This window comes from Duganella sp. GW821-FHT01E12 (assembly GCF_059422325.1).
Genome location: NZ_JBWKWR010000001.1, coordinates 895,023 through 913,294, shown reverse-complemented (window position 1 = coordinate 913,294; position 18,272 = coordinate 895,023). Strand labels below are relative to the sequence as shown.

Sequence of the window (18,272 nt, the reverse complement as noted above, 5' to 3'; positions counted from 1 at the left end):
TAACTCCTTATGCGACGTAGCAAATAACTTCGCCGCCGACACCGGTAGCGCGTGCTTTGCGGTCAGTCATGACGCCTTGCGGAGTCGACACGATCGCCACACCCAAGCCATTCATCACAGTAGGGATCTCGTCTTTGCCCTTGTACACGCGCAGGCCCGGACGGGACACGCGCTCAAGGCGCTCAATGACGGGACGGCCAACATAATACTTCAAACCGATTTTCAGTTCCGCTTTGCCACCAGCTTCGGCTACGGCGAAATCTTCAATGTAACCCTCGTCCTTGAGGACGTTGGCAATCGCAATTTTAACTTTCGACGATGGCATGGCCACGGTCGTCTTTTGCACGCCTTGGGCGTTACGAATGCGGGTCAGCATATCGGCGATAGGATCGCTCATACTCATTGCATATTCTCCTATTACCAGCTTGCTTTAGTCATACCCGGGATCTCACCACGCATGGCGAATTCACGGAGCTTGATACGGCCCAGACCGAATTTACGGAAGGTGCCGCGTGGACGACCGGTGACGGCGCAGCGGTTACGCTGGCGGGTCGGAGCCGAGTTACGTGGCAGCGCTTGCAGCTTCAGGCGCGCTTCGTAACGTTCTTCTTCCGACTTCGACTGGTCATCAATGATGGCCTTCAGCGAGGCGCGCTTGGCGGCAAACTTGTTTGCCAGGTCGACGCGTTTCTGCTCACGGTTAATCAGTGCGAGTTTTGCCATGATCTTCTTAGTTCCTGAACGGGAATTTAAAGGCGGCGAGCAGAGCTTTCGCTTCGTCGTCGGTCTTGGCGGTGGTGGTGATCGAAATGTTCATACCACGCAGCGCATCGATCTTGTCGTACTCGATTTCCGGGAAGATGATCTGCTCTTTCACGCCGATGTTGTAGTTACCACGACCATCGAACGAACGGCCATTGACACCACGGAAATCGCGCACGCGCGGCAGAGCCACGGTGATGAAGCGATCCAGGAACTCGTACATGCGAGCGCCGCGCAGGGTCACCATGGTACCGATCGGGTAGCCTTCACGGATCTTGAAACCCGCGATAGCTTTGCGCGACTTGGTGGTCACTGGCTTCTGGCCGGCGATCTTGGTCAGATCGCCAACAGCGTGCTCAAGGACTTTCTTGTCCGCGATGGCCTCACCCACACCCATGTTCAGGGTGATCTTGGTCAGACGTGGAACTTCCATCACCGACTTGTAACCGAATTTCGCGGTCAGGTCGGCGACGACTTTTTCTTTATAGAATTCTTGGAGACGTGCCATGATTTCTTAAGCCTTCACTACTTCGCCGGACGATTTGAAGACGCGGACTTTTTTGCCATCCACTTCTTTGAAACCGACACGGTCTGCCTTGCCAGTCGCTGCATTGAACAATGCAACGTTGGACACGTGAATCGGCATAGTCTTATCGACGATACCACCTTGTACGCCAGTCATTGGGTTAGGCTTGGTCGCTTTTTTAGCGACGTTGACGCCTTCAACCACGACGTGCTCAGCATCGATACGCTGCTGAACGACGCCACGCTTGCCCTTGTCTTTCCCGGTCAGAACGATGACTTCGTCGTTTTTACGAATCTTATCCATTACGACTCCTTACAGGACTTCCGGTGCCAGGGACACGATCTTCATGAACTTTTCAGTGCGCAGCTCGCGCGTCACTGGTCCAAAAATACGGGTACCGATCGGTTCCAGCTTGGCGTTCAACAGAACGGCGGCATTGCCGTCGAACTTCACCAGGGAACCGTCTTGGCGGCGAACACCTTTAGCGGTGCGCACTACCACGGCGTTATAAATTTCACCTTTTTTGACACGACCACGTGGGGCAGCAACCTTAACGGTTACCTTGATCACGTCGCCGATGCCAGCATAACGGCGCTTGGAGCCGCCCAATACCTTGATGCACATGACTTCTTTGGCACCGGTATTGTCAGCCACTTCGAGCCGGCTTTCAGTTTGAATCATAGTATTCTCTTTCCCAACTTAAGCCGAAGAATCCACACAATGCGGACCCGCGGTCAGTCTTGGTCCCGCCAGAACGCTCAAGCAGAGCGCACTGTTTGGGTGCTTGACCTTCGTACTGCTACTGACCGCACGGTTCTGCGTCTGTGGCCAGACACTTTGCGGCGTTACATGAACGAAGCCCGCAAGTATTACATACAACTCGCGGGCTTGCAAGAACTAATTGAAAATCGCCCCCGGCCCGGGGACCGGAGGCGACGACTTCAATTAAACGATTTGCGCGGCTTGCACCACGCGCGTCACGGTCCATGCCTTCGTTTTGGAGATCGGACGACCTTCCACGATTTCCACCGTGTCACCGGCTTTCACCTGGTTGGTCTCGTCGTGCGCGTGATACTTGTTCGAGCGGACGATGATCTTGCCGTACAAAGGATGTTTCACGTGACGTTCGATCAGAACGGTAACGGTCTTGTCCATCTTGTCGGACACCACTTTACCGATCAGGGTGCGCTTGAGCGACTTTACTGGTTCGGTCATTTGGCTTCCTTCGTGTTCATTACCGTTTTTACACGTGCGATATCGCGACGTACCTTCTTGAGCTGCGAAGTGTTGCTCAGCTGTTGCGTAGCGATTTGCATACGCAGGCCGAACTGTGCCTTCAACAGGTCATTCAGCTCTTTTTGCAGAGCTACCTGGTCTTTGCCGCGGAGTTCAGATGCTTTCATAGTTCACTCCTGTTATTGGCCGACTTGACGGACCACGAAGGTGGTCGCCAGTGGCAGTTTGGCAGCGGCCAGGCGGAATGCTTCGCGCGCCAGTTCTTCTGCGACGCCATCCATTTCGTACAGGACTTTGCCCGGACGGATTTCAGCGACGTAGTACTCCGGATTACCTTTACCGTTACCCATACGGACTTCGGCAGGCTTGTTCGAGATCGGTTTGTCCGGGAACACGCGAATCCAGATACGGCCGCCACGTTTGATGTGACGGGTCATGGCGCGACGTGCTGCCTCGATCTGGCGTGCCGTGATACGACCACGGGCAACGGCCTTCAGACCGAACTCGCCGAACGACACCGAAGTGCCGGCGGTGTGCGAAATGCCGGTGTTACGGCCTTTCTGCTCTTTACGATACTTTCTGCGTGCTGGTTGCAGCATGATTATTCTCCTGCTTTCTCGGCCGGCTTGGCGGCAGTGCGTACACGAGCGCCTGGAGCGGCTGGCTTGGCGCCGGCGCCGGCTGGGCGCGGACGGCCAGCTGGTTTGCCGTCGTCACGACGTGGGCCACGTGGCTTCTTCTCGTCCGGTGGGGTATCGATGACTGGTGCGTCGCCGTTCGGCGCGCGGTCACCCTTGTAGACCCACACCTTGACACCGATGATGCCGTAGGTGGTCGAAGCTTCGCTGGTGCCGTAGTCGATATCGGCGCGCAGGGTGTGCAGTGGCACACGGCCTTCGCGATACCACTCTTTACGAGCGATTTCGATACCGTTCAGACGACCCGACGACATGATCTTGATGCCCAGGGCACCCAGACGCATGGCGTTTTGCATCGCACGCTTCATCGCGCGGCGGAACATGATGCGCTTTTCCAGCTGCTGGGCGATCGAATCGGCGATCAGCTGCGAGTCGATTTCCGGCTTGCGGATTTCTTCGATGTTCACGTGGACAGGCACGCCCATGATCTTGGTCAGCGCCGACTTCAGAACTTCGATGTCTTCGCCTTTCTTACCAATGACCACGCCCGGACGCGAGCTGTAGATCGTGAAGCGCGCGTTCTTGGCAGGACGCTCGATGACGATGCGGCCGACCGAAGCGTTCTTCAGCTTGGTCTTCAGGTAGGCGCGCGCCTTCAGATCTTCGTTCAGCATCGAAGCGAAGTTGCTGTTGCCAGCGTACCAACGCGATGCCCAGTTACGGGTAACCGACAGGCGGAAGCCGGTTGGGTGAATTTTTTGACCCATTTTTAGCTCCTTAGTTGCCGACGGTCACGTAGATGTGACACGATTGTTTCGAGATACGATCGCCCCGGCCTTTAGCGCGTGCAGTGAAGCGCTTCAGGATCGGGCCCTTTTCGACGTAGATCGTTTTCACGAACAGCTCGTCGATGTCGGCGCCATCATTGTGCTCGGCGTTGGCGATAGCCGACTCCAGCACTTTCTTGATGATGGTCGCGCCCTTTTTAGGGCTGAATTGCAGAATGTTGAGTGCAGCGTCAACTTTCTTGCCGCGGATCTGGTCAGCCACGAGGCGACCTTTTTGATCCGACAAGCGCACACCCTTGAGGATAGCTTTGGTTTCCATTATTTCTTCGCCTTCTTGTCAGCGGCATGGCCCTTGAACGTGCGGGTCAGCGCGAATTCACCGAGCTTGTGACCAACCATGTTCTCGGAAACGTACACAGGCACGTGCAGCTTGCCATTGTGGACGGCGATCGTCAGGCCGATGAAGTCAGGCATGATGGTCGAACGACGGGACCAGGTTTTGATTGGCTTCTTGTCTTTGGCAGCTTGCGCGGCTTCGACTTTTTTCACCAGGTGGGCGTCACAGAACGGCCCTTTTTTCAATGAACGAGTCATGTGCTACCCCTTATTTCTTGCCGCGGCGCGAGACGATCATGGAAGAAGTACGCTTGTTGCTGCGGGTCTTCTTACCCTTAGTCTGTTGGCCCCAAGGCGACACTGGATGACGACCAGCTGCAGTTTTACCTTCACCACCACCGTGCGGGTGATCGACCGGGTTCATGACCACACCGCGAACGGTAGGACGAACACCGCGCCAGCGCATCGCACCGGCCTTACCGATTTTACGCAGGCTGTGCTCGGCGTTGCCGACTTCACCCACGGTTGCACGGCACTCGATGTGCACGCGACGCACTTCGCCCGAGCGCAGACGCACTTGAGCGTAGGTGCCTTCGCGGGCCATCAGGACCACGCCGGCGCCGGCGGTACGGGCCATCTGGGCACCCTTACCTGGCAGCATTTCGACGCAGTGCATGACGGTACCGACCGGAATGTTGCGGATCGGCAGGCAGTTGCCCGACTTGATCGGCGCTTCCGAACCGTTCATCACGGTGTCGCCAACGCTCATGCCTTTGGTGGCGATGATGTACTGGCGCTCGCCGTCGGCGTAGCACAGCAGGGCGATATTCGCGGTGCGGTTAGGATCGTATTCGATACGTTCCACTTTCGCTGGAATGCCATCCTTCTGACGCTTGAAGTCGATCAGGCGATAGTGCTGCTTGTGGCCACCGCCGATGTGGCGGGTGGTGATGTGACCGTTGTTGTTACGGCCAGCGGTTTTCGATTTTTTCTCAACCAGGGCTGCGAACGGACGGCCTTTGTACAGGTCCGGGTTCACAACTTTCACCATGCCGCGACGGCCTGGGGAGGTTGGCTTCATCTTAACGAGTGCCATTATTTAGCCTCCTCGGAGAAATTGATTTCCTGGCCAGGTTTCAGGCACACGAAAGCACGCTTGGTATGGTTGCGGCGGCCGGTGTGGGCACCGGAACGCTTCTGCTTACCTTCGCGGTTGACGGTCTGCACCGATTCCACTTCCACTTTGAACAGCAGTTCAACAGCGGCCTTGATTTCTGGCTTGGTCGCGTCGGTGGTGACGCGGAACACGATCTGCTCGTTCTTTTCCGCGACCATGGTGGCCTTCTCGGAAATGACCGGAGCCACCAGCACCTTCATCAGGCGCTCTTCGCTAAATTTCAATGCGCTCATGCCAGCATCTCCTCAATCTTAGCCAGTGCAGCTTTGGTGACCAGGATCTTCTTGTAGAACACCAGGGACATTGGATCTGCGTGACGTGGTTCAACAACCAGTACGTTAGGCAGGTTGCGCGATGCCAGTTCCAGGTTTTCGTTGGCGACGTCGGTGATGATCAGAACCGAGTCAAAGCCCATGCCGGTCAGCTTTTGCGACAGCAGCTTGGTCTTTGGCGCTTCGATCGTCAGGTCTTCGATAACCGTCAGACGGTCTTCGCGGGCCAGCTGGGACAGGATCGAGCAGATACCTGCGCGATACATCTTCTTGTTCACTTTGTGGGTGAAGTTCTCGTCAGGCGAGTTCGGGAAGATGCGACCACCGCCGCGCCACAGTGGCGACGACGACATACCAGCACGAGCGCGGCCGGTGCCTTTTTGGCGCCATGGCTTCTTGGTCGTGTGGTGGACTTCTTCACGGTCTTTTTGTTTACGGTTGCCGCTGCGAGCATTGGCTTGGTAAGCAACGACGACTTGGTGGATCAGGGCTTCGTTGTAGTCACGGCCGAAAATGGTATCGGCGGCGGCAACGTTAGAGGCGGCTTGACCTTGAGCGTTCAAGAGCTTGAGTTCCATCGTTTAAGCTCCCTTCTTTGCTTTAACTTTGACAGCAGGCGACACCACAACCTGGCCGTTTTTCGCGCCTGGGATCGCGCCTTTGACCAGCAGCAGCTGACGGTCGGCGTCGATACGGGCGATTTCGAGGTTCTGCACAGTGCGGGTGACGTCACCGAGGTGACCGGTCATGCGCTTACCTGGGAACACGCGGCCTGGATCTTGCGCCATACCGATGGAACCTGGAACATTGTGCGAACGGGAGTTACCGTGGGTAGCACGGCCCGAAGCAAAGTGGTGACGCTTGATGGTACCGGCGTAGCCTTTACCGATCGTGACGCCTTGAACGTCGATCTTCTGACCGACTTCGAACAGGGAAGCGGCAACTACGTCGCCAGCTTTCAGTTCAGCAGCTTTGGCTGCGTCAACGCGGAACTCTTTCAGCAGAGTACCAGCTTCGACACCGGCTTTAGCGTGGTGACCAGCAACAGCCTTCGTTACGCGGGAAGCGCGACGTTGACCGAATGCGACCTGAACCGCGGTGTAACCATCGGTTTCAGGAGTTTTGATTTGCGCAACACGGTTGTTCGATACGTCCAACACGGTGACTGGGATCGAATCCCCGTCATCGGTGAAGATGCGCATCATACCAACCTTGCGACCGAGAAGGCCAAGGCTCATTTTTTCTCCAATTCCCACCTACGATTGGGCGGGGATATGTTGAACTACTAAAATTAGTATGGACCAATAAAAAGGCGAATCCATACCGAAGCCGGCTAGTGTAGCGCGAAAAGACCCTTGACGCAACAACTTAATACGAGGTATGTCGGGTTTGTGGGCCACTGAATTTCTCCGCCGCGACGGGCGCTTACAGCAGGCACGGCGAAGCATTGTTCAGTTGAGTATATTTTCTTTTTTATAATTCAAATATGATAACATTGCTGAGCGCTGGCATGAAAGGCGCGCCCCTCCGCTTCCCCCTAGAAAGGACACCATGCATCCCCTCTCACGCTTGACCAGGCCATTGCTGGCCAGCGCATTATTGCTGTGCTGCTTCAGCGCGTCCGCCAACAACGCCAGTGCCAGCGGCACTGCCGCATTCAGCCACTTGCAACTGGGCGTCATCGACCTCACGCCTCACGACAGCCAGGCCGCCCAGTACACCCTGACATCGACCGATACCTGGCTGGCCGGCGCCACTGTCAGCGCCAACGCCGACGGCATACTGGACGCCATCAAGGTCCAGGGTGGCCAGGCTTCCAGCGAACCGCCGGGCCAGAACGTCAGCTACGGCAGCATCTTCTATCATGTGAACCTGAGCGCGCATTCGGCGCTGACGCTGGGCGGCCATGTGCTGACTTCCGATAGCCGCTTCGGCGACCCCGATCCCGACCGCATCTACGGCACGGTCAGCGCCGACGTCTTCATCAGCCCTGCCGGCGGGCCGCCATACCCGCATTATCTGTTCGAGCAGTACAGCTCTGCGTGGGGCGGCAACACCGTGGCCAGCAAGGAGCGCGACTTTATGGTGGCGTTCGCCAATACCGGCGACGGCGCCCAGGATCTGATAGTGGAAGTGCGCGGCTACACCTACTATCAACACGCGCTGCAGGTTCCCGAGCCACACACCTATGCGCTCCTCCTGGCCGGACTGATGGCAGTGCCGCTGGTGCGCCGCCGCCAAGCCCGGCGCCAGGCCCAAGGCCAGAGCCCGACCTAATCCCCGACTGATCCAAAGGACACCATGAAAGCCATACGACTCGCCATATCCGGCGCGCTGCTGACGCTGACCGCGCTCCACGCCGCCGCAACACCCAGCGCCGCCGCCGGCGCCAGCTTCACCAATATCGCGGTTGACGTGATCGACCTCACCCCCTCCGACGGCGTCGCTGCCTGGTACCAGAGCAGCTTCATGTCTGCCAACGCTCGTGGCGGCATCTACAGCGCCACCTTCAACCAGACCAGCTGGAAATCCATCAAACAAGCGGGAGCGGTCACGGCGGCGGTCAGCCACGGCGCCGACAGCGCCTCCGCCCAAGTGGGCCTGCTGGGCGAGATGGCCGCGCAGTCCGACCTCCATAGCGACCTGGGACCGCGCGCCGAGGCCTATGCTTCTGCGGGCCAGTGGTATGTCATCACCGTCGGCGCCCACTCGATGTTCACCGTCAGCGGTCAGGCAGCTGCCTGGTCCAGCAAGTCCGCCGACGCCGACGCGCTGTTCAAAGCATCCAGCCGCGCCTCCGTCGAGCTCACTGACGACCGCTTGTGGAGCGGCTATCACCTGGACTCCGGCTTCGACGGCGCCGCCCCCGCCAACAGCAGCAGCCTGCCTTTCTGGCTCGCTTACGCCAACGTCAGCGATACCGCAATGACGGTCAATCTGAGATTTGACATCAACGGCGGCTCCACTGTCATCGACACGGCGCCGCCACTACCGGTCCCGGAACCGGCCAGCTACGCCATGCTGGGCGCTGGACTGGCATTGATCGGATTGATGGCCCGGCGTCGCCAGGCCCGGCGCCAAGGCTGAGGACCAGACCGGGATTCCGGCTGCGGCACCGCTGCAGCCCCTACCCGTCCGTCAAGCACGTGCAGTTTCACGTGGCTGCCCTCCCGCCGGCGATGGCCACTCCTGTGCCGAACCCGGAGGGTTATGCGATGCTGGCGACGGCCCTGCTGCTCGGGCACGTGGACGCTGGCCTTGATGTGCTTGAGGTGGGCGACGATGGTGAAGGTCATCACCACCAGCAGCGACCAGGAGCTCCATTTGTTCACGTGCACCGCCGACCACGCGCCCAGCTGGTTGGGATAGCGCCACACGCCCCAGAAGGTGCTGAGGTTCTCGGCCAGCCAGATGAAGAAGCCGATCAGCACGAAGGCCAGCAGCATCGGCATGCGGCGCTCGCGGTCCAGCGGCCGGAACACCACCGTGGTGCGGGCGTACAGCCCCAGCGCGCAGGCCGCCAGGTACCAGCGGTAGTCGCCGATATAATGGTGGGTGAAGAAGTTCACGTAGATCAGCACCGCGATCAGCACCGCCATCCAGCACGGCGGATGATGGCGGATGCGCAGGTCGAACAGGCGCCACGCCTGGATGATGTAGCTGCCCACCGCCGCATACATGAAGCCGGAAAACAGCGGTACGCCCCACAGCTTGGTGTAGGCGAAGTCGGGATAGCTCCACGACTGGATCGCCCCGGACACCTTGAACACTTCCAGCCCGAAGCCGACCGCGTGGAACAGGCTGACCGCCTTGAGCTCGTCCCAGGTCTCCAGCCCGGCCCACACCATCCCCAGCTGGATGGCCAGCGCCGCCACCAGCAGCAGGTCGTAGCGGGGCAAGCCCAGCACGCCGGCGCGCGGCACCAGCAGCACCGCACTGAAGAACAGCGCGACGAACAGGCAGGCCCTCGCCTCCTTCACACCGAAGTACAGGAATTCGCGCACCAGGCGCGGCCAGCCGCGCAAGCCGGGACGGGCGGAGTGGTCGAGCAGGTGGTGGTCCAGCGCAGCGAGCATGGTGATTACGGTTGAGTTTTTGGCAAGCGACTCTACCGCTGCGGCGCAGCGCTGTCCAGCCGCCACGGACGAAAAAAAACCAGGCACGGATGCCTGGTTTTTCACACTACAGGTTCTAAGCGATTAGAACGTGTAGGAAGCGCTCGCGCCGAAGGTGCGGAACAGCGGCAGCGGATTGCCCGCAACAGCGTAGCCGTCGCGATAGTTGATCGGCGAATCCTGGTTCAGCAAGTTGTTGATGAACAGGCTCAGCTTCACGTTCTTGATGCCGGTGTAAGCCAGGTTGTAGTCCACGGTGGTGGTGCTACGCACGCGGCTGCAAGCAGCCATGTTCTCCGGCGCCACCTTGTTGGCGGCGCAGTAGTCCGGCGTATCGTCGCTGTTCAGGCTGTAGCCGCCGGAGTAGTTCAGCGTAGCGCCGTGGTCGAACTGCCCCAATTTCATCGATGCACGCAGCTTGGTGCGCAGACGTGGGCCGCCGGTACCGCCGCCGGAGTCATAGTTGCCCGCCGCATTCATGCCGTAGGCGTTGTCGGCCACCAAGAAGGACTTGTAGCTCAGCGCGTAGGTGCCGTCCAGCTTCAGGCGCAGATCGCCCACGTTCGGGATCTTCACTTTACCGGACATGTCGAAGTCGAAGCCCGATGCCTTGGTCTTGCCACTGTTGACGTACGGGTTGTAGACCAGGCCCAGCTTGCCGATGCCCTGGAAGTTGGTGGTGTTGCCCGGCACGTATTTCTTGACCAGGGCCAGGAACTCGCTGTCGGCAGCGGTGTTATCCGTGCGCAGCAGCTGGCCGGCTGGCAGCGAAGCTTCGCCTTTCAGAATGTCGCCGGTGGTACGGGTGCCGATTTCGTCCTTGCGCTCGATATTGTAGTAATCGAGTGCCAGGGTCCAGTTCTTGACCGGCTCGAACACCATGCCCAGCGTGTACGAACGCGAGGTTTCAGGCTTCAGGTCGGGATTCGACTTCACGAAGCTCGGCAGCGCTGCCTTGCAATCGTTATTCAGGAAGGTGTTGGCGATCGCCTTGTCTGAAGTGGTCGCGGTCGGCGAATTCTGGACCAGATTGTTCAGCGTGGTGGCGATCGGGCAGCGACGCAGGTCGTTGACGTTGGTGGCGACCGAGCTGCGGCCAAGGCCGTTACCGGATTCGACGATATTCGGCGCGCGGAAGCCACCCGATGCCGTAGCGCGCAGCAGCAGGGTTTCGGTCGGGTTGAACTTCAGGCCGACCTTGGGCGAAACGTGCGCGTCCGAGCCGCTGTTCTTGTCGGCGCGCAGCGCGGCGCTCAGTTCCAGCTTCTTGACGACCGGGACGGTCGCTTCGGTGAAGACCGCGTAATGGCTGATGGTGTCCTTGACCTGCAGGCCGAAGACGCCAACCACATCGCCGTGCAGGACGTTGTCCGAGCTCGACATCTCATACGACTCGCGGCGCAGGTCGGTACCCACGGCCAGGCTCAGCGGACCAGCCGGCAGCTGAGCGACCGAACCGGACACGGTGGCGTCGAAGAACGAGATCTTCGATTTACCCTTGGTGGTACGAACCGGGAACATCGATTCCAGCAGCGCCGTATCGTTCTTCTGGCCAAACTTGTAGGTGTTGTTGAGGATCGCGTTGGTGTAGCCGTCCTTGCTCACCGCACGGGTGGACTTGGTAGCCGACGAGGTCATGTAACCGGCCGCCGATTTCCAGTCGAAGTCGCCGACGCTGCCGGTCAGTGCCAGCATGACGCGGGTCTGGTCGGACTCGGTGCGGTTGAAGTTGAAGCCGTCGCCGGTGTCCATCAGGCGCGCGCGCAGTTCAGTCGGCTGCGAGTTGATATTGCCGTTGTTACCGACTGGCAGTTTCGGATAGAAGTATGGACCGACCATCTTGCCGTCGATCGCGTTATACCAGACATTGGACGTGCTGGTCGCCACGCCATTGCTGACGCTCAGCGGCGCAACGATGTAGTCGTTGGTGGCACCGGCGTTGGTGATTTCGAAGTTGGCGTCGATGTTGGCGCCGATCTTGAAATGGGTGTTGCTGACCGCGGCATAACGCTTGGCATTGGTCGCCAGGCCGGAATACGGCAGCGCGTCCCATTTGCACAGTTTGTCGGTCGGGTCGATCTGGTCGGCCGGGCAGCCAGGCGCGGCGACGATCTTGGCGCTGTTGAAGAAGTAGTTGCCGGTCGGCGAGTAGGTGCTCTTGGCATCCCAGGTCGAGCGGCCGGGAGTCTGACGGTGCCAGGCAGGAACCTTGTCGCGCAGTTCGCCGAGCGTGAAGCCATCGCTCTTGTAACCTTCGAAGGTCAGGTAGGTGTTGAAGCCCTGCTTGTCGATGTCGCCGTAGCCGTAGATCGCCGAAGCGCTGCGGTTGCGGTTGTCCTGGAAGCCGTCGGCGGTGTCGTAGTTGACCGTGACTTTGCCGCCTTCGTAGTCTTTGCGCAGAATGATGTTGATCACACCGGCGACCGCGTCGGAGCCGTAGATCGCGGACGCGCCGTCCTTCAGGATCTCGATGCGTTCGATGGCTTCGGTGGCGATCGCGTCCAGGTTGGTGAAGTTTTCCTGCGCGCCGTCGGCCAGGCCGTACTGGGCGATGCGGCGGCCGTTAACCAGGATCAGCGTCGATGCCTTGCCCAGGCCGCGCATGCTGACGCCGGACGAACCGGTGGCGAAGCTGCCCGAGCTGCTCGTTGCCGAGCTGATGCTGGTGTTGGTGGCGGAGGCGGAGCGCAGCAGGCCCAGCGCGGTGTGCTCGCCGGTGCGCTCGATGTCGTCGCGGCTCATGATCTGCACCGAGCCGGCCGCTTCTAGCGTGGTCCGCTTGATGCTGGAACCGGTGATCTCGACGCGTTGGAGTTTAGGTTCGGCTTCAGCGGCTTGCTGAGCGTAGGCGTGCTGTGAGTAAGCGACGGTCAATGCGAGTGCGATCGCACTTTTTTTAAAAAGTGTGTTTTTCAAGAACTGCTCCCAGATGTGGTGTATTTAATCTGCGCGTTCGCTATCGCTCATCGGGGGTGGAGATGAACCTAGCTTTTCACGTCTGGCGTAAATTTCGCACATCATTGGTGCATGCACAAGCGATACAGAACGTTACATTACCGTTTAGTTAGTTTATTGCTGGGTTTGTTGTTTTTCGGAACAGTTGCCGCGCGAATGGTGGCATAAACGACAATGGGGCCGGGCGCGCTCGCGATTGCGAACAGGCCCGGCCCCATCATCAGCTGGCGGCGGAAAAACAGCTCCGCCGGCCGGCTTGAAAGCGATTATTGCAGCTTGATTTCGACGTCGACGCCAGCTGGCAGGTCCAGCTTCATCAGTGCGTCAACGGTCTTGTCGGTTGGGTCGACGATGTCCATCAGGCGCTGGTGGGTGCGGATTTCGAACTGGTCGCGCGAGGTCTTGTTGACGTGTGGCGAACGCAGAACGTCGAAACGCTGGATGCGGGTTGGCAGTGGGACTGGGCCCTTGACCACGGCGCCGGTGCGCTTGGCGGTGTCAACGATTTCCAGTGCGGACTGGTCGATCAGCTTGTAGTCGAAAGCCTTCAGGCGGATACGGATTTTTTGATTGGTAACGGACATGATATTTCCTCGAAAGAGCGAACTGACAACTATGTAGCGTCAGCAATATTTAAAAGAACGGTTTTCGTACAACAGGGCCGACATGGTATCACACCATGCCGGCCCTGTTTCAATCACGCTTAAAAATTAAGCGATGATCTTGGCTACAACGCCAGCACCAACGGTACGGCCGCCTTCGCGGATTGCGAAGCGCAGACCTTCTTCCATCGCGATCGGGTTGATCAGCTTGACGGTGATCGACACGTTATCGCCTGGCATAACCATTTCTTTGTCCGCTGGCAGTTCGATCGAACCGGTCACGTCAGTCGTACGGAAGTAGAACTGTGGACGATAGTTGTTGAAGAACGGGGTGTGACGACCGCCTTCGTCTTTCGACAGAACATAGATCTCGCCGGTGAAGTGGTTGTGCGGCTTGATCGAGCCTGGCTTGGCCAGAACTTGACCACGTTCCACGTCTTCACGCTTGGTGCCGCGCAGCAGCAGACCAACGTTGTCGCCAGCTTGACCCTGGTCCAGCAGCTTGCGGAACATTTCCACGCCGGTGCAGGTGGTCTTGACGGTGTCTTTGATGCCGACGATTTCGATCTCTTCGCCGACCTTGATGATGCCGCGCTCGATACGACCGGTCACCACAGTGCCGCGACCCGAGATCGAGAACACGTCTTCCACTGGCATCAGGAAGGCGCCGTCCACTGCGCGCTCTGGCGTAGGGATGTAGCTGTCCAGTGCTTCGGCCAGAGCCATGATGGCCTGCTCGCCCATTGGGCCGGTGTCGCCGTCCAGCGCCATACGGGCCGAACCTTTAACGATAGGCAGGTCGTCGCCTGGGAAGTCGTACTTCGACAGCAACTCGCGCACTTCCATTTCAACCAGTTCCAGCAGCTCTGCGTCGTCGACCAGGTCGCACTTGTTCAGGAACACGATGATGTATGGAACGCCAACCTGACGGGCCAGCAGGATGTGCTCGCGGGTCTGTGGCATTGGGCCGTCGGCTGCGGAGCAAACCAGGATCGCGCCGTCCATCTGTGCCGCGCCGGTGATCATGTTTTTGATGTAGTCGGCGTGGCCTGGGCAGTCAACGTGAGCGTAGTGACGGCCAGCGGTTTCGTACTCGACGTGTGCGGTGTTGATGGTGATGCCGCGTGCTTTTTCTTCTGGAGCAGCGTCGATCTGGTCGTAGGCTTTAGCTTCGCCGCCGAATTTCTTCGACAGAACGGTTGCGATCGCAGCGGTCAGGGTGGTCTTGCCGTGGTCGACGTGGCCGATGGTGCCGACGTTGACGTGCGGCTTGGTCCGTTCGAATTTCTCTTTTGCCATTTTATTCTTCCTTAGAACAATGTTTTAAATTTGCCGCCGGAGGATCTCCCCGGCGGCAATAGATACCAATTACTTAGCTTTAGCGGTAACGATCGCGTCGATAACGTGCTTAGGCGCTTCCGAGTAGTGCTTGAATTCCATCGTGTAGGTCGCACGGCCTTGCGTTGCGGAACGCAGGGTGGTCGAGTAACCGAACATTTCCGACAGAGGCACTTCAGCTTTGATGATCTTGCCACCGCCGCCTGGGATTTCGTCCATGCCCTGCACCATACCGCGGCGGGACGACAGGTCGCCCATCACGGTACCGGCGTAGTCTTCCGGCGTTTCCACTTCCACAGCCATCATCGGCTCCAGAATGACTGGCGACGCTTTGCGGCAGCCTTCTTTGAATGCCATCGAAGCGGCCATCTGGAACGCGTTTTCGTTCGAGTCCACGTCGTGGTACGAACCGAAGAACAGCGTGACCTTGACGTCGACCACTGGGTAGCCAGCCAGAACGCCGGTGTTCAGGGTGCCGCGCACGCCTTTTTCCACCGCAGGGATGTATTCGCGAGGAACGGTACCGCCCTTGATCGCGTCAACGAATTCGAAGCCCTTGCCTGGTTCTTGCGGTTCGATCTTCAGAACCACGTGACCGTATTGACCACGACCACCCGACTGCTTGACGAACTTGCCTTCGGATTCTTCGCAGGTCTTGCGGATCGTTTCGCGGTACGCAACCTGTGGCTTGCCGACGGTCGCTTCCACGCCAAATTCGCGCTTCATGCGGTCGACGATAATTTCCAGGTGCAGCTCGCCCATACCACCGATGATGGTCTGGCCCGACTCTTCGTCGGTCTTGACGCGGAACGAAGGATCTTCCTGAGCCAGACGGTTCAGTGCCAGACCCATTTTTTCCTGGTCAGCCTTGGTTTTTGGTTCCACAGCCTGTTGAATCACTGGCTCTGGGAAGACCATTTTTTCCAGGGTGATGATCGAGGTCGGATCGCACAGGGTTTCGCCGGTGGTCACGTCTTTCAGACCAACCGCGGCGGCGATGTCGCCGGCGCGCACTTCTTTGATCTCTTCGCGCTGGTTGGCGTGCATCTGCAGAATACGACCCAGACGCTCTTTACGGCCTTTGACCGAGTTGTACACGGTGTCGCCCGAGTTGATCATGCCGGAGTACACGCGGAAGAAGGCCAGCTGGCCAACGAACGGGTCGGTCATGATCTTGAACGCCAGCGCCGAGAATTTCTCCTCGTCGGAAGCTTTACGGGTGGCAGGCTCGTCGTGCTCGTCGGTACCCTTGACGTCGTCGATGTCCAGCGGCGATGGCAGGAACTCGATGACCGCGTCCAGCATGGCCTGTACGCCCTTGTTCTTGAAAGCGGTACCGCACATCATCGGCACGATCTCGGAAGCGATGGTGCGGTCGCGCAGCGCTTTCTTGATTTCGGCTTCGGACAGGTCGCCCTCTTCCAGGTACTTGTTCATCAGGTCTTCGTTCGCTTCAGCAGCGGCTTCAACCATCTTCTCGCGCCACTCGGCGGCCGAATCGGCCAGCTCTGCAGGGATATCGACGTAGTCGAACTTCATGCCCTGGGAAGCGTCGTCCCAGATGATGGCTTTCATCTTGACCAGGTCGATCACGCCCTTGAAGTTTTCTTCAGCGCCGATCGGGATCTGGATCAGAACCGGGTTGGCCTTCAGGCGAGCGCGCATCTGCTCGTAGACCTTGAAGAAGTTGGCGCCGGTACGGTCCATCTTGTTGACGAAGGCCAGACGTGGCACCTTGTACTTGTTGGCCTGACGCCATACGGTTTCCGACTGAGGCTGTACACCGCCCACTGCGCAGTAAACCATGCAAGCGCCATCCAGCACGCGCATCGAGCGTTCAACTTCAATGGTGAAGTCAACGTGGCCCGGGGTGTCGATGATGTTGATGTGGTGCTCAGGGAAGTTGTTAGCCATACCCTTCCAGAAGCAGGTGGTCGCTGCCGAGGTAATGGTAATGCCGCGCTCTTGTTCCTGCTCCATCCAGTCCATGGTGGCGGCGCCATCGTGAACTTCACCGATCTTGTGGTTCACGCCCGTGTAGAACAGAACGCGCTCGGTGGTGGTGGTCTTACCTGCATCGATGTGAGCGGAGATACCGATATTGCGGTAGCGCTCGATGGGGGTCTTGCGGGCCATAATTAATCCTAAATCGTTTAATGGACAAAACCGAGCGCCATTTTTGCTGACAAAAATGAGCCCGGCCTCGAACAACGGATAACAGCCAGGCCACGACGGGCCTGGCCGATTTTATTAGAAGCGGAAGTGCGAGAACGCCTTGTTCGCTTCAGCCATGCGGTGAACTTCGTCACGCTTCTTCATTGCACCGCCACGGCCTTCGGCCGCTTCCATCAGCTCACCGCCGAGGCGTTGTGGCATGGATTTTTCGCTGCGCTTGTTGGCAGCTTCACGCAGCCAGCGCATGGACAGGGCCATACGACGCACTGGGCGCACTTCGACCGGCACCTGGTAGTTTGCACCACCGACGCGACGGGATTTGACTTCAACCAGTGGCTTGGCGTTGTTGATCGCGGTAGCGAACACTTCCAGCGGGTCTTTGCCCGACTTGGCGGCGATGTGCTCGAAGGCACCGTAGATGATGTTTTCTGCGACCGATTTTTTACCGGACAGCATCAGAACGTTCACGAACTTGGCGACATCCGTGTTGCCGAATTTTGGATCCGGCAGAATCTCGCGCTTGGGTACTTCACGACGACGTGGCATATCAATTCCTTTCAATCTTCAGTTGAGGTGCGCAGATATGGGATTCGCACTCTCGCGGAGGGCCATCATAGCCATCCACTTACTCGACCACTGCGGTCGATTACATTCACTTAGTTAGCTGCCACTGAGCGAAAACTTTTAATGCAGATTACTTCTTGGCTTGCTTGGCACGCTTGGTACCGTACTTCGAGCGAGCTTGCTTACGGTCTTTAACGCCCTGGGTATCCAGTGCACCGCGAACCATGTGGTAACGCACACCTGGCAAGTCTTTTACACGACCGCCGCGCAGCAGAACAACGCTGTGCTCTTGCAGGTTGTGGCCTTCACCGCCGATGTACGAAATGACTTCGAAACCGTTGGTCAGACGCACTTTGGCCACTTTACGCAGAGCCGAGTTAGGCTTCTTAGGAGTGGTGGTGTACACACGGGTGCAAACACCGCGCTTTTGCGGGCTGTTTTCCAGCGCCGGCGATTTGCTTTTCACGGTCAGGGCGACGCGTGGATTGCGAATCAGTTGATTGATGGTTGGCATCGTTATAAACCCAACAAAATTACAACATTAATAACCCGGACAGCTGTCCGGCGACTAAAACCTCGTCCCGATCTACGGGCACAACGGAGGCGCGAATAGCCACTCGCAAGGAGCGGCCTGAAACAGCGTATACGATGTGCAGAATAAATTGAGAACTCGCGAGTATAGACGTGGTTGGGACACCAGTCAATCTATTTCGCGGCGGAATGCGGCCTCGGCAGGCATGCAAACACTAGCTGAAAGGTCGGGAAACACTTGATAATAGCAGACTGTC

General features: G+C 58.4%; 23 protein-coding genes and 1 pseudogene. 2 read left to right on the top strand and 22 right to left on the bottom strand.

Annotation, left to right across the window (positions count from 1 at the left end; genetic code table 11):
* Positions 1-7: 7 nt before the first annotated feature.
* From rpsH to rplC, 15 genes are all read right to left on the bottom strand, one after another.
* Complete coding sequence (gene rpsH / locus AC07WS_RS03920; protein WP_008444325.1) at positions 8-403, bottom strand: 30S ribosomal protein S8; 396 nt, start codon at positions 401-403, stop codon at positions 8-10.
* Positions 404-417: 14 nt separating this feature from the next.
* A complete protein-coding gene (gene rpsN, locus AC07WS_RS03915) occupies positions 418-723 on the bottom strand; it encodes a 30S ribosomal protein S14 (RefSeq protein ID WP_008444324.1) in 306 nt (101 codons plus the stop codon).
* A gap of 7 nt (positions 724-730) precedes the next feature.
* Positions 731-1,270, bottom strand: coding sequence for a 50S ribosomal protein L5 (gene rplE, locus AC07WS_RS03910; protein WP_008444321.1), 540 nt, complete (start codon positions 1,268-1,270; stop codon positions 731-733).
* Between the two features lie 6 nt (positions 1,271-1,276).
* Positions 1,277-1,591 carry a 50S ribosomal protein L24 gene (rplX, locus tag AC07WS_RS03905; protein ID WP_008444319.1) on the bottom strand — a complete coding sequence of 105 codons (315 nt, stop codon included), beginning with the start codon at positions 1,589-1,591 and terminating at the stop codon, positions 1,277-1,279.
* A gap of 9 nt (positions 1,592-1,600) precedes the next feature.
* A complete protein-coding gene (rplN, locus tag AC07WS_RS03900) occupies positions 1,601-1,969 on the bottom strand; it encodes a 50S ribosomal protein L14 (RefSeq protein WP_008444317.1) in 369 nt (122 codons plus the stop codon).
* Positions 1,970-2,233: 264 nt separating this feature from the next.
* Positions 2,234-2,503 (bottom strand): 30S ribosomal protein S17, encoded by a 270-nt coding sequence (gene rpsQ, locus AC07WS_RS03895; RefSeq protein ID WP_008444314.1) that lies wholly within the window; start codon positions 2,501-2,503, stop codon positions 2,234-2,236.
* A complete protein-coding gene (gene rpmC, locus AC07WS_RS03890) occupies positions 2,500-2,691 on the bottom strand; it encodes a 50S ribosomal protein L29 (protein WP_019923486.1) in 192 nt (63 codons plus the stop codon). Before rpmC ends, rpsQ begins: the two co-directional genes overlap by 4 nt.
* 12 nt (positions 2,692-2,703) lie before the next feature.
* Positions 2,704-3,123, bottom strand: a complete 420-nt coding sequence (gene rplP / locus AC07WS_RS03885) for a 50S ribosomal protein L16 (RefSeq protein WP_008444302.1) — start codon at positions 3,121-3,123, stop codon at positions 2,704-2,706.
* A 2-nt stretch (positions 3,124-3,125) separates the two neighbouring features.
* On the bottom strand, positions 3,126-3,929 hold the full coding sequence (gene rpsC, locus AC07WS_RS03880; RefSeq protein ID WP_008444300.1) for a 30S ribosomal protein S3: 804 nt from the start codon (positions 3,927-3,929) through the stop codon (positions 3,126-3,128).
* A gap of 10 nt (positions 3,930-3,939) precedes the next feature.
* A complete protein-coding gene (gene rplV / locus AC07WS_RS03875) occupies positions 3,940-4,272 on the bottom strand; it encodes a 50S ribosomal protein L22 (RefSeq protein WP_176362469.1) in 333 nt (110 codons plus the stop codon).
* Positions 4,269-4,544 carry a 30S ribosomal protein S19 gene (rpsS, locus tag AC07WS_RS03870; protein WP_008444295.1) on the bottom strand — a complete coding sequence of 92 codons (276 nt, stop codon included), beginning with the start codon at positions 4,542-4,544 and terminating at the stop codon, positions 4,269-4,271. The genes rplV and rpsS overlap by 4 nt, the downstream gene beginning before the upstream one ends.
* Before the next feature lie 10 nt (positions 4,545-4,554).
* Positions 4,555-5,382: a 50S ribosomal protein L2 gene (rplB, locus tag AC07WS_RS03865; RefSeq protein WP_008444293.1), complete on the bottom strand. Its 828-nt coding sequence runs from the start codon at positions 5,380-5,382 to the stop codon at positions 4,555-4,557.
* Positions 5,382-5,696, bottom strand: coding sequence for a 50S ribosomal protein L23 (rplW, locus tag AC07WS_RS03860; RefSeq protein ID WP_090325850.1), 315 nt, complete (start codon positions 5,694-5,696; stop codon positions 5,382-5,384). Before rplW ends, rplB begins: the two co-directional genes overlap by 1 nt.
* On the bottom strand, positions 5,693-6,313 hold the full coding sequence (gene rplD / locus AC07WS_RS03855; protein ID WP_117014458.1) for a 50S ribosomal protein L4: 621 nt from the start codon (positions 6,311-6,313) through the stop codon (positions 5,693-5,695). The genes rplW and rplD overlap by 4 nt, the downstream gene beginning before the upstream one ends.
* 3 nt (positions 6,314-6,316) lie before the next feature.
* Complete coding sequence (gene rplC / locus AC07WS_RS03850; protein ID WP_020704370.1) at positions 6,317-6,973, bottom strand: 50S ribosomal protein L3; 657 nt, start codon at positions 6,971-6,973, stop codon at positions 6,317-6,319.
* A gap of 313 nt (positions 6,974-7,286) precedes the next feature.
* Here rplC and AC07WS_RS03845 point away from each other — a divergent pair, with 313 nt between their 5' ends.
* Together AC07WS_RS03845 and AC07WS_RS03840 are read left to right on the top strand one after the other, a co-directional pair.
* The gene (locus AC07WS_RS03845) at positions 7,287-8,012 is read left to right on the top strand and encodes a PEP-CTERM sorting domain-containing protein (protein ID WP_494727783.1); all 726 of its coding nucleotides are present in this window, start codon (positions 7,287-7,289) and stop codon (positions 8,010-8,012) included.
* 24 nt (positions 8,013-8,036) lie between these two features.
* Positions 8,037-8,822 (top strand): PEP-CTERM sorting domain-containing protein, encoded by a 786-nt coding sequence (locus tag AC07WS_RS03840; protein WP_494727782.1) that lies wholly within the window; start codon positions 8,037-8,039, stop codon positions 8,820-8,822.
* 152 nt (positions 8,823-8,974) lie between these two features.
* Here AC07WS_RS03840 and AC07WS_RS03835 read toward each other — a convergent pair.
* The 7 genes and pseudogenes from AC07WS_RS03835 to rpsL form a co-directional block, all read right to left on the bottom strand.
* Positions 8,975-9,811, bottom strand: a pseudogene (locus AC07WS_RS03835) (DUF817 domain-containing protein); the annotation flags it as partial.
* A gap of 123 nt (positions 9,812-9,934) precedes the next feature.
* Complete coding sequence (locus AC07WS_RS03830) at positions 9,935-12,724, bottom strand: TonB-dependent receptor plug domain-containing protein (protein ID WP_494727781.1); 2,790 nt, start codon at positions 12,722-12,724, stop codon at positions 9,935-9,937.
* 347 nt (positions 12,725-13,071) lie between these two features.
* Positions 13,072-13,389, bottom strand: coding sequence for a 30S ribosomal protein S10 (rpsJ, locus tag AC07WS_RS03825; RefSeq protein WP_117014469.1), 318 nt, complete (start codon positions 13,387-13,389; stop codon positions 13,072-13,074).
* A gap of 126 nt (positions 13,390-13,515) precedes the next feature.
* Entirely contained in the window at positions 13,516-14,706 is a 1,191-nt protein-coding gene (tuf, locus tag AC07WS_RS03820) for an elongation factor Tu (RefSeq protein ID WP_117012690.1), read from the bottom strand.
* A 69-nt stretch (positions 14,707-14,775) separates the two neighbouring features.
* Positions 14,776-16,881: an elongation factor G gene (gene fusA / locus AC07WS_RS03815; RefSeq protein ID WP_161099789.1), complete on the bottom strand. Its 2,106-nt coding sequence runs from the start codon at positions 16,879-16,881 to the stop codon at positions 14,776-14,778.
* Between the two features lie 114 nt (positions 16,882-16,995).
* Positions 16,996-17,466, bottom strand: coding sequence for a 30S ribosomal protein S7 (gene rpsG, locus AC07WS_RS03810; RefSeq protein WP_008444271.1), 471 nt, complete (start codon positions 17,464-17,466; stop codon positions 16,996-16,998).
* A gap of 148 nt (positions 17,467-17,614) precedes the next feature.
* On the bottom strand, positions 17,615-17,998 hold the full coding sequence (rpsL, locus tag AC07WS_RS03805; RefSeq protein ID WP_008444270.1) for a 30S ribosomal protein S12: 384 nt from the start codon (positions 17,996-17,998) through the stop codon (positions 17,615-17,617).
* Positions 17,999-18,272 lie beyond the last annotated feature (274 nt).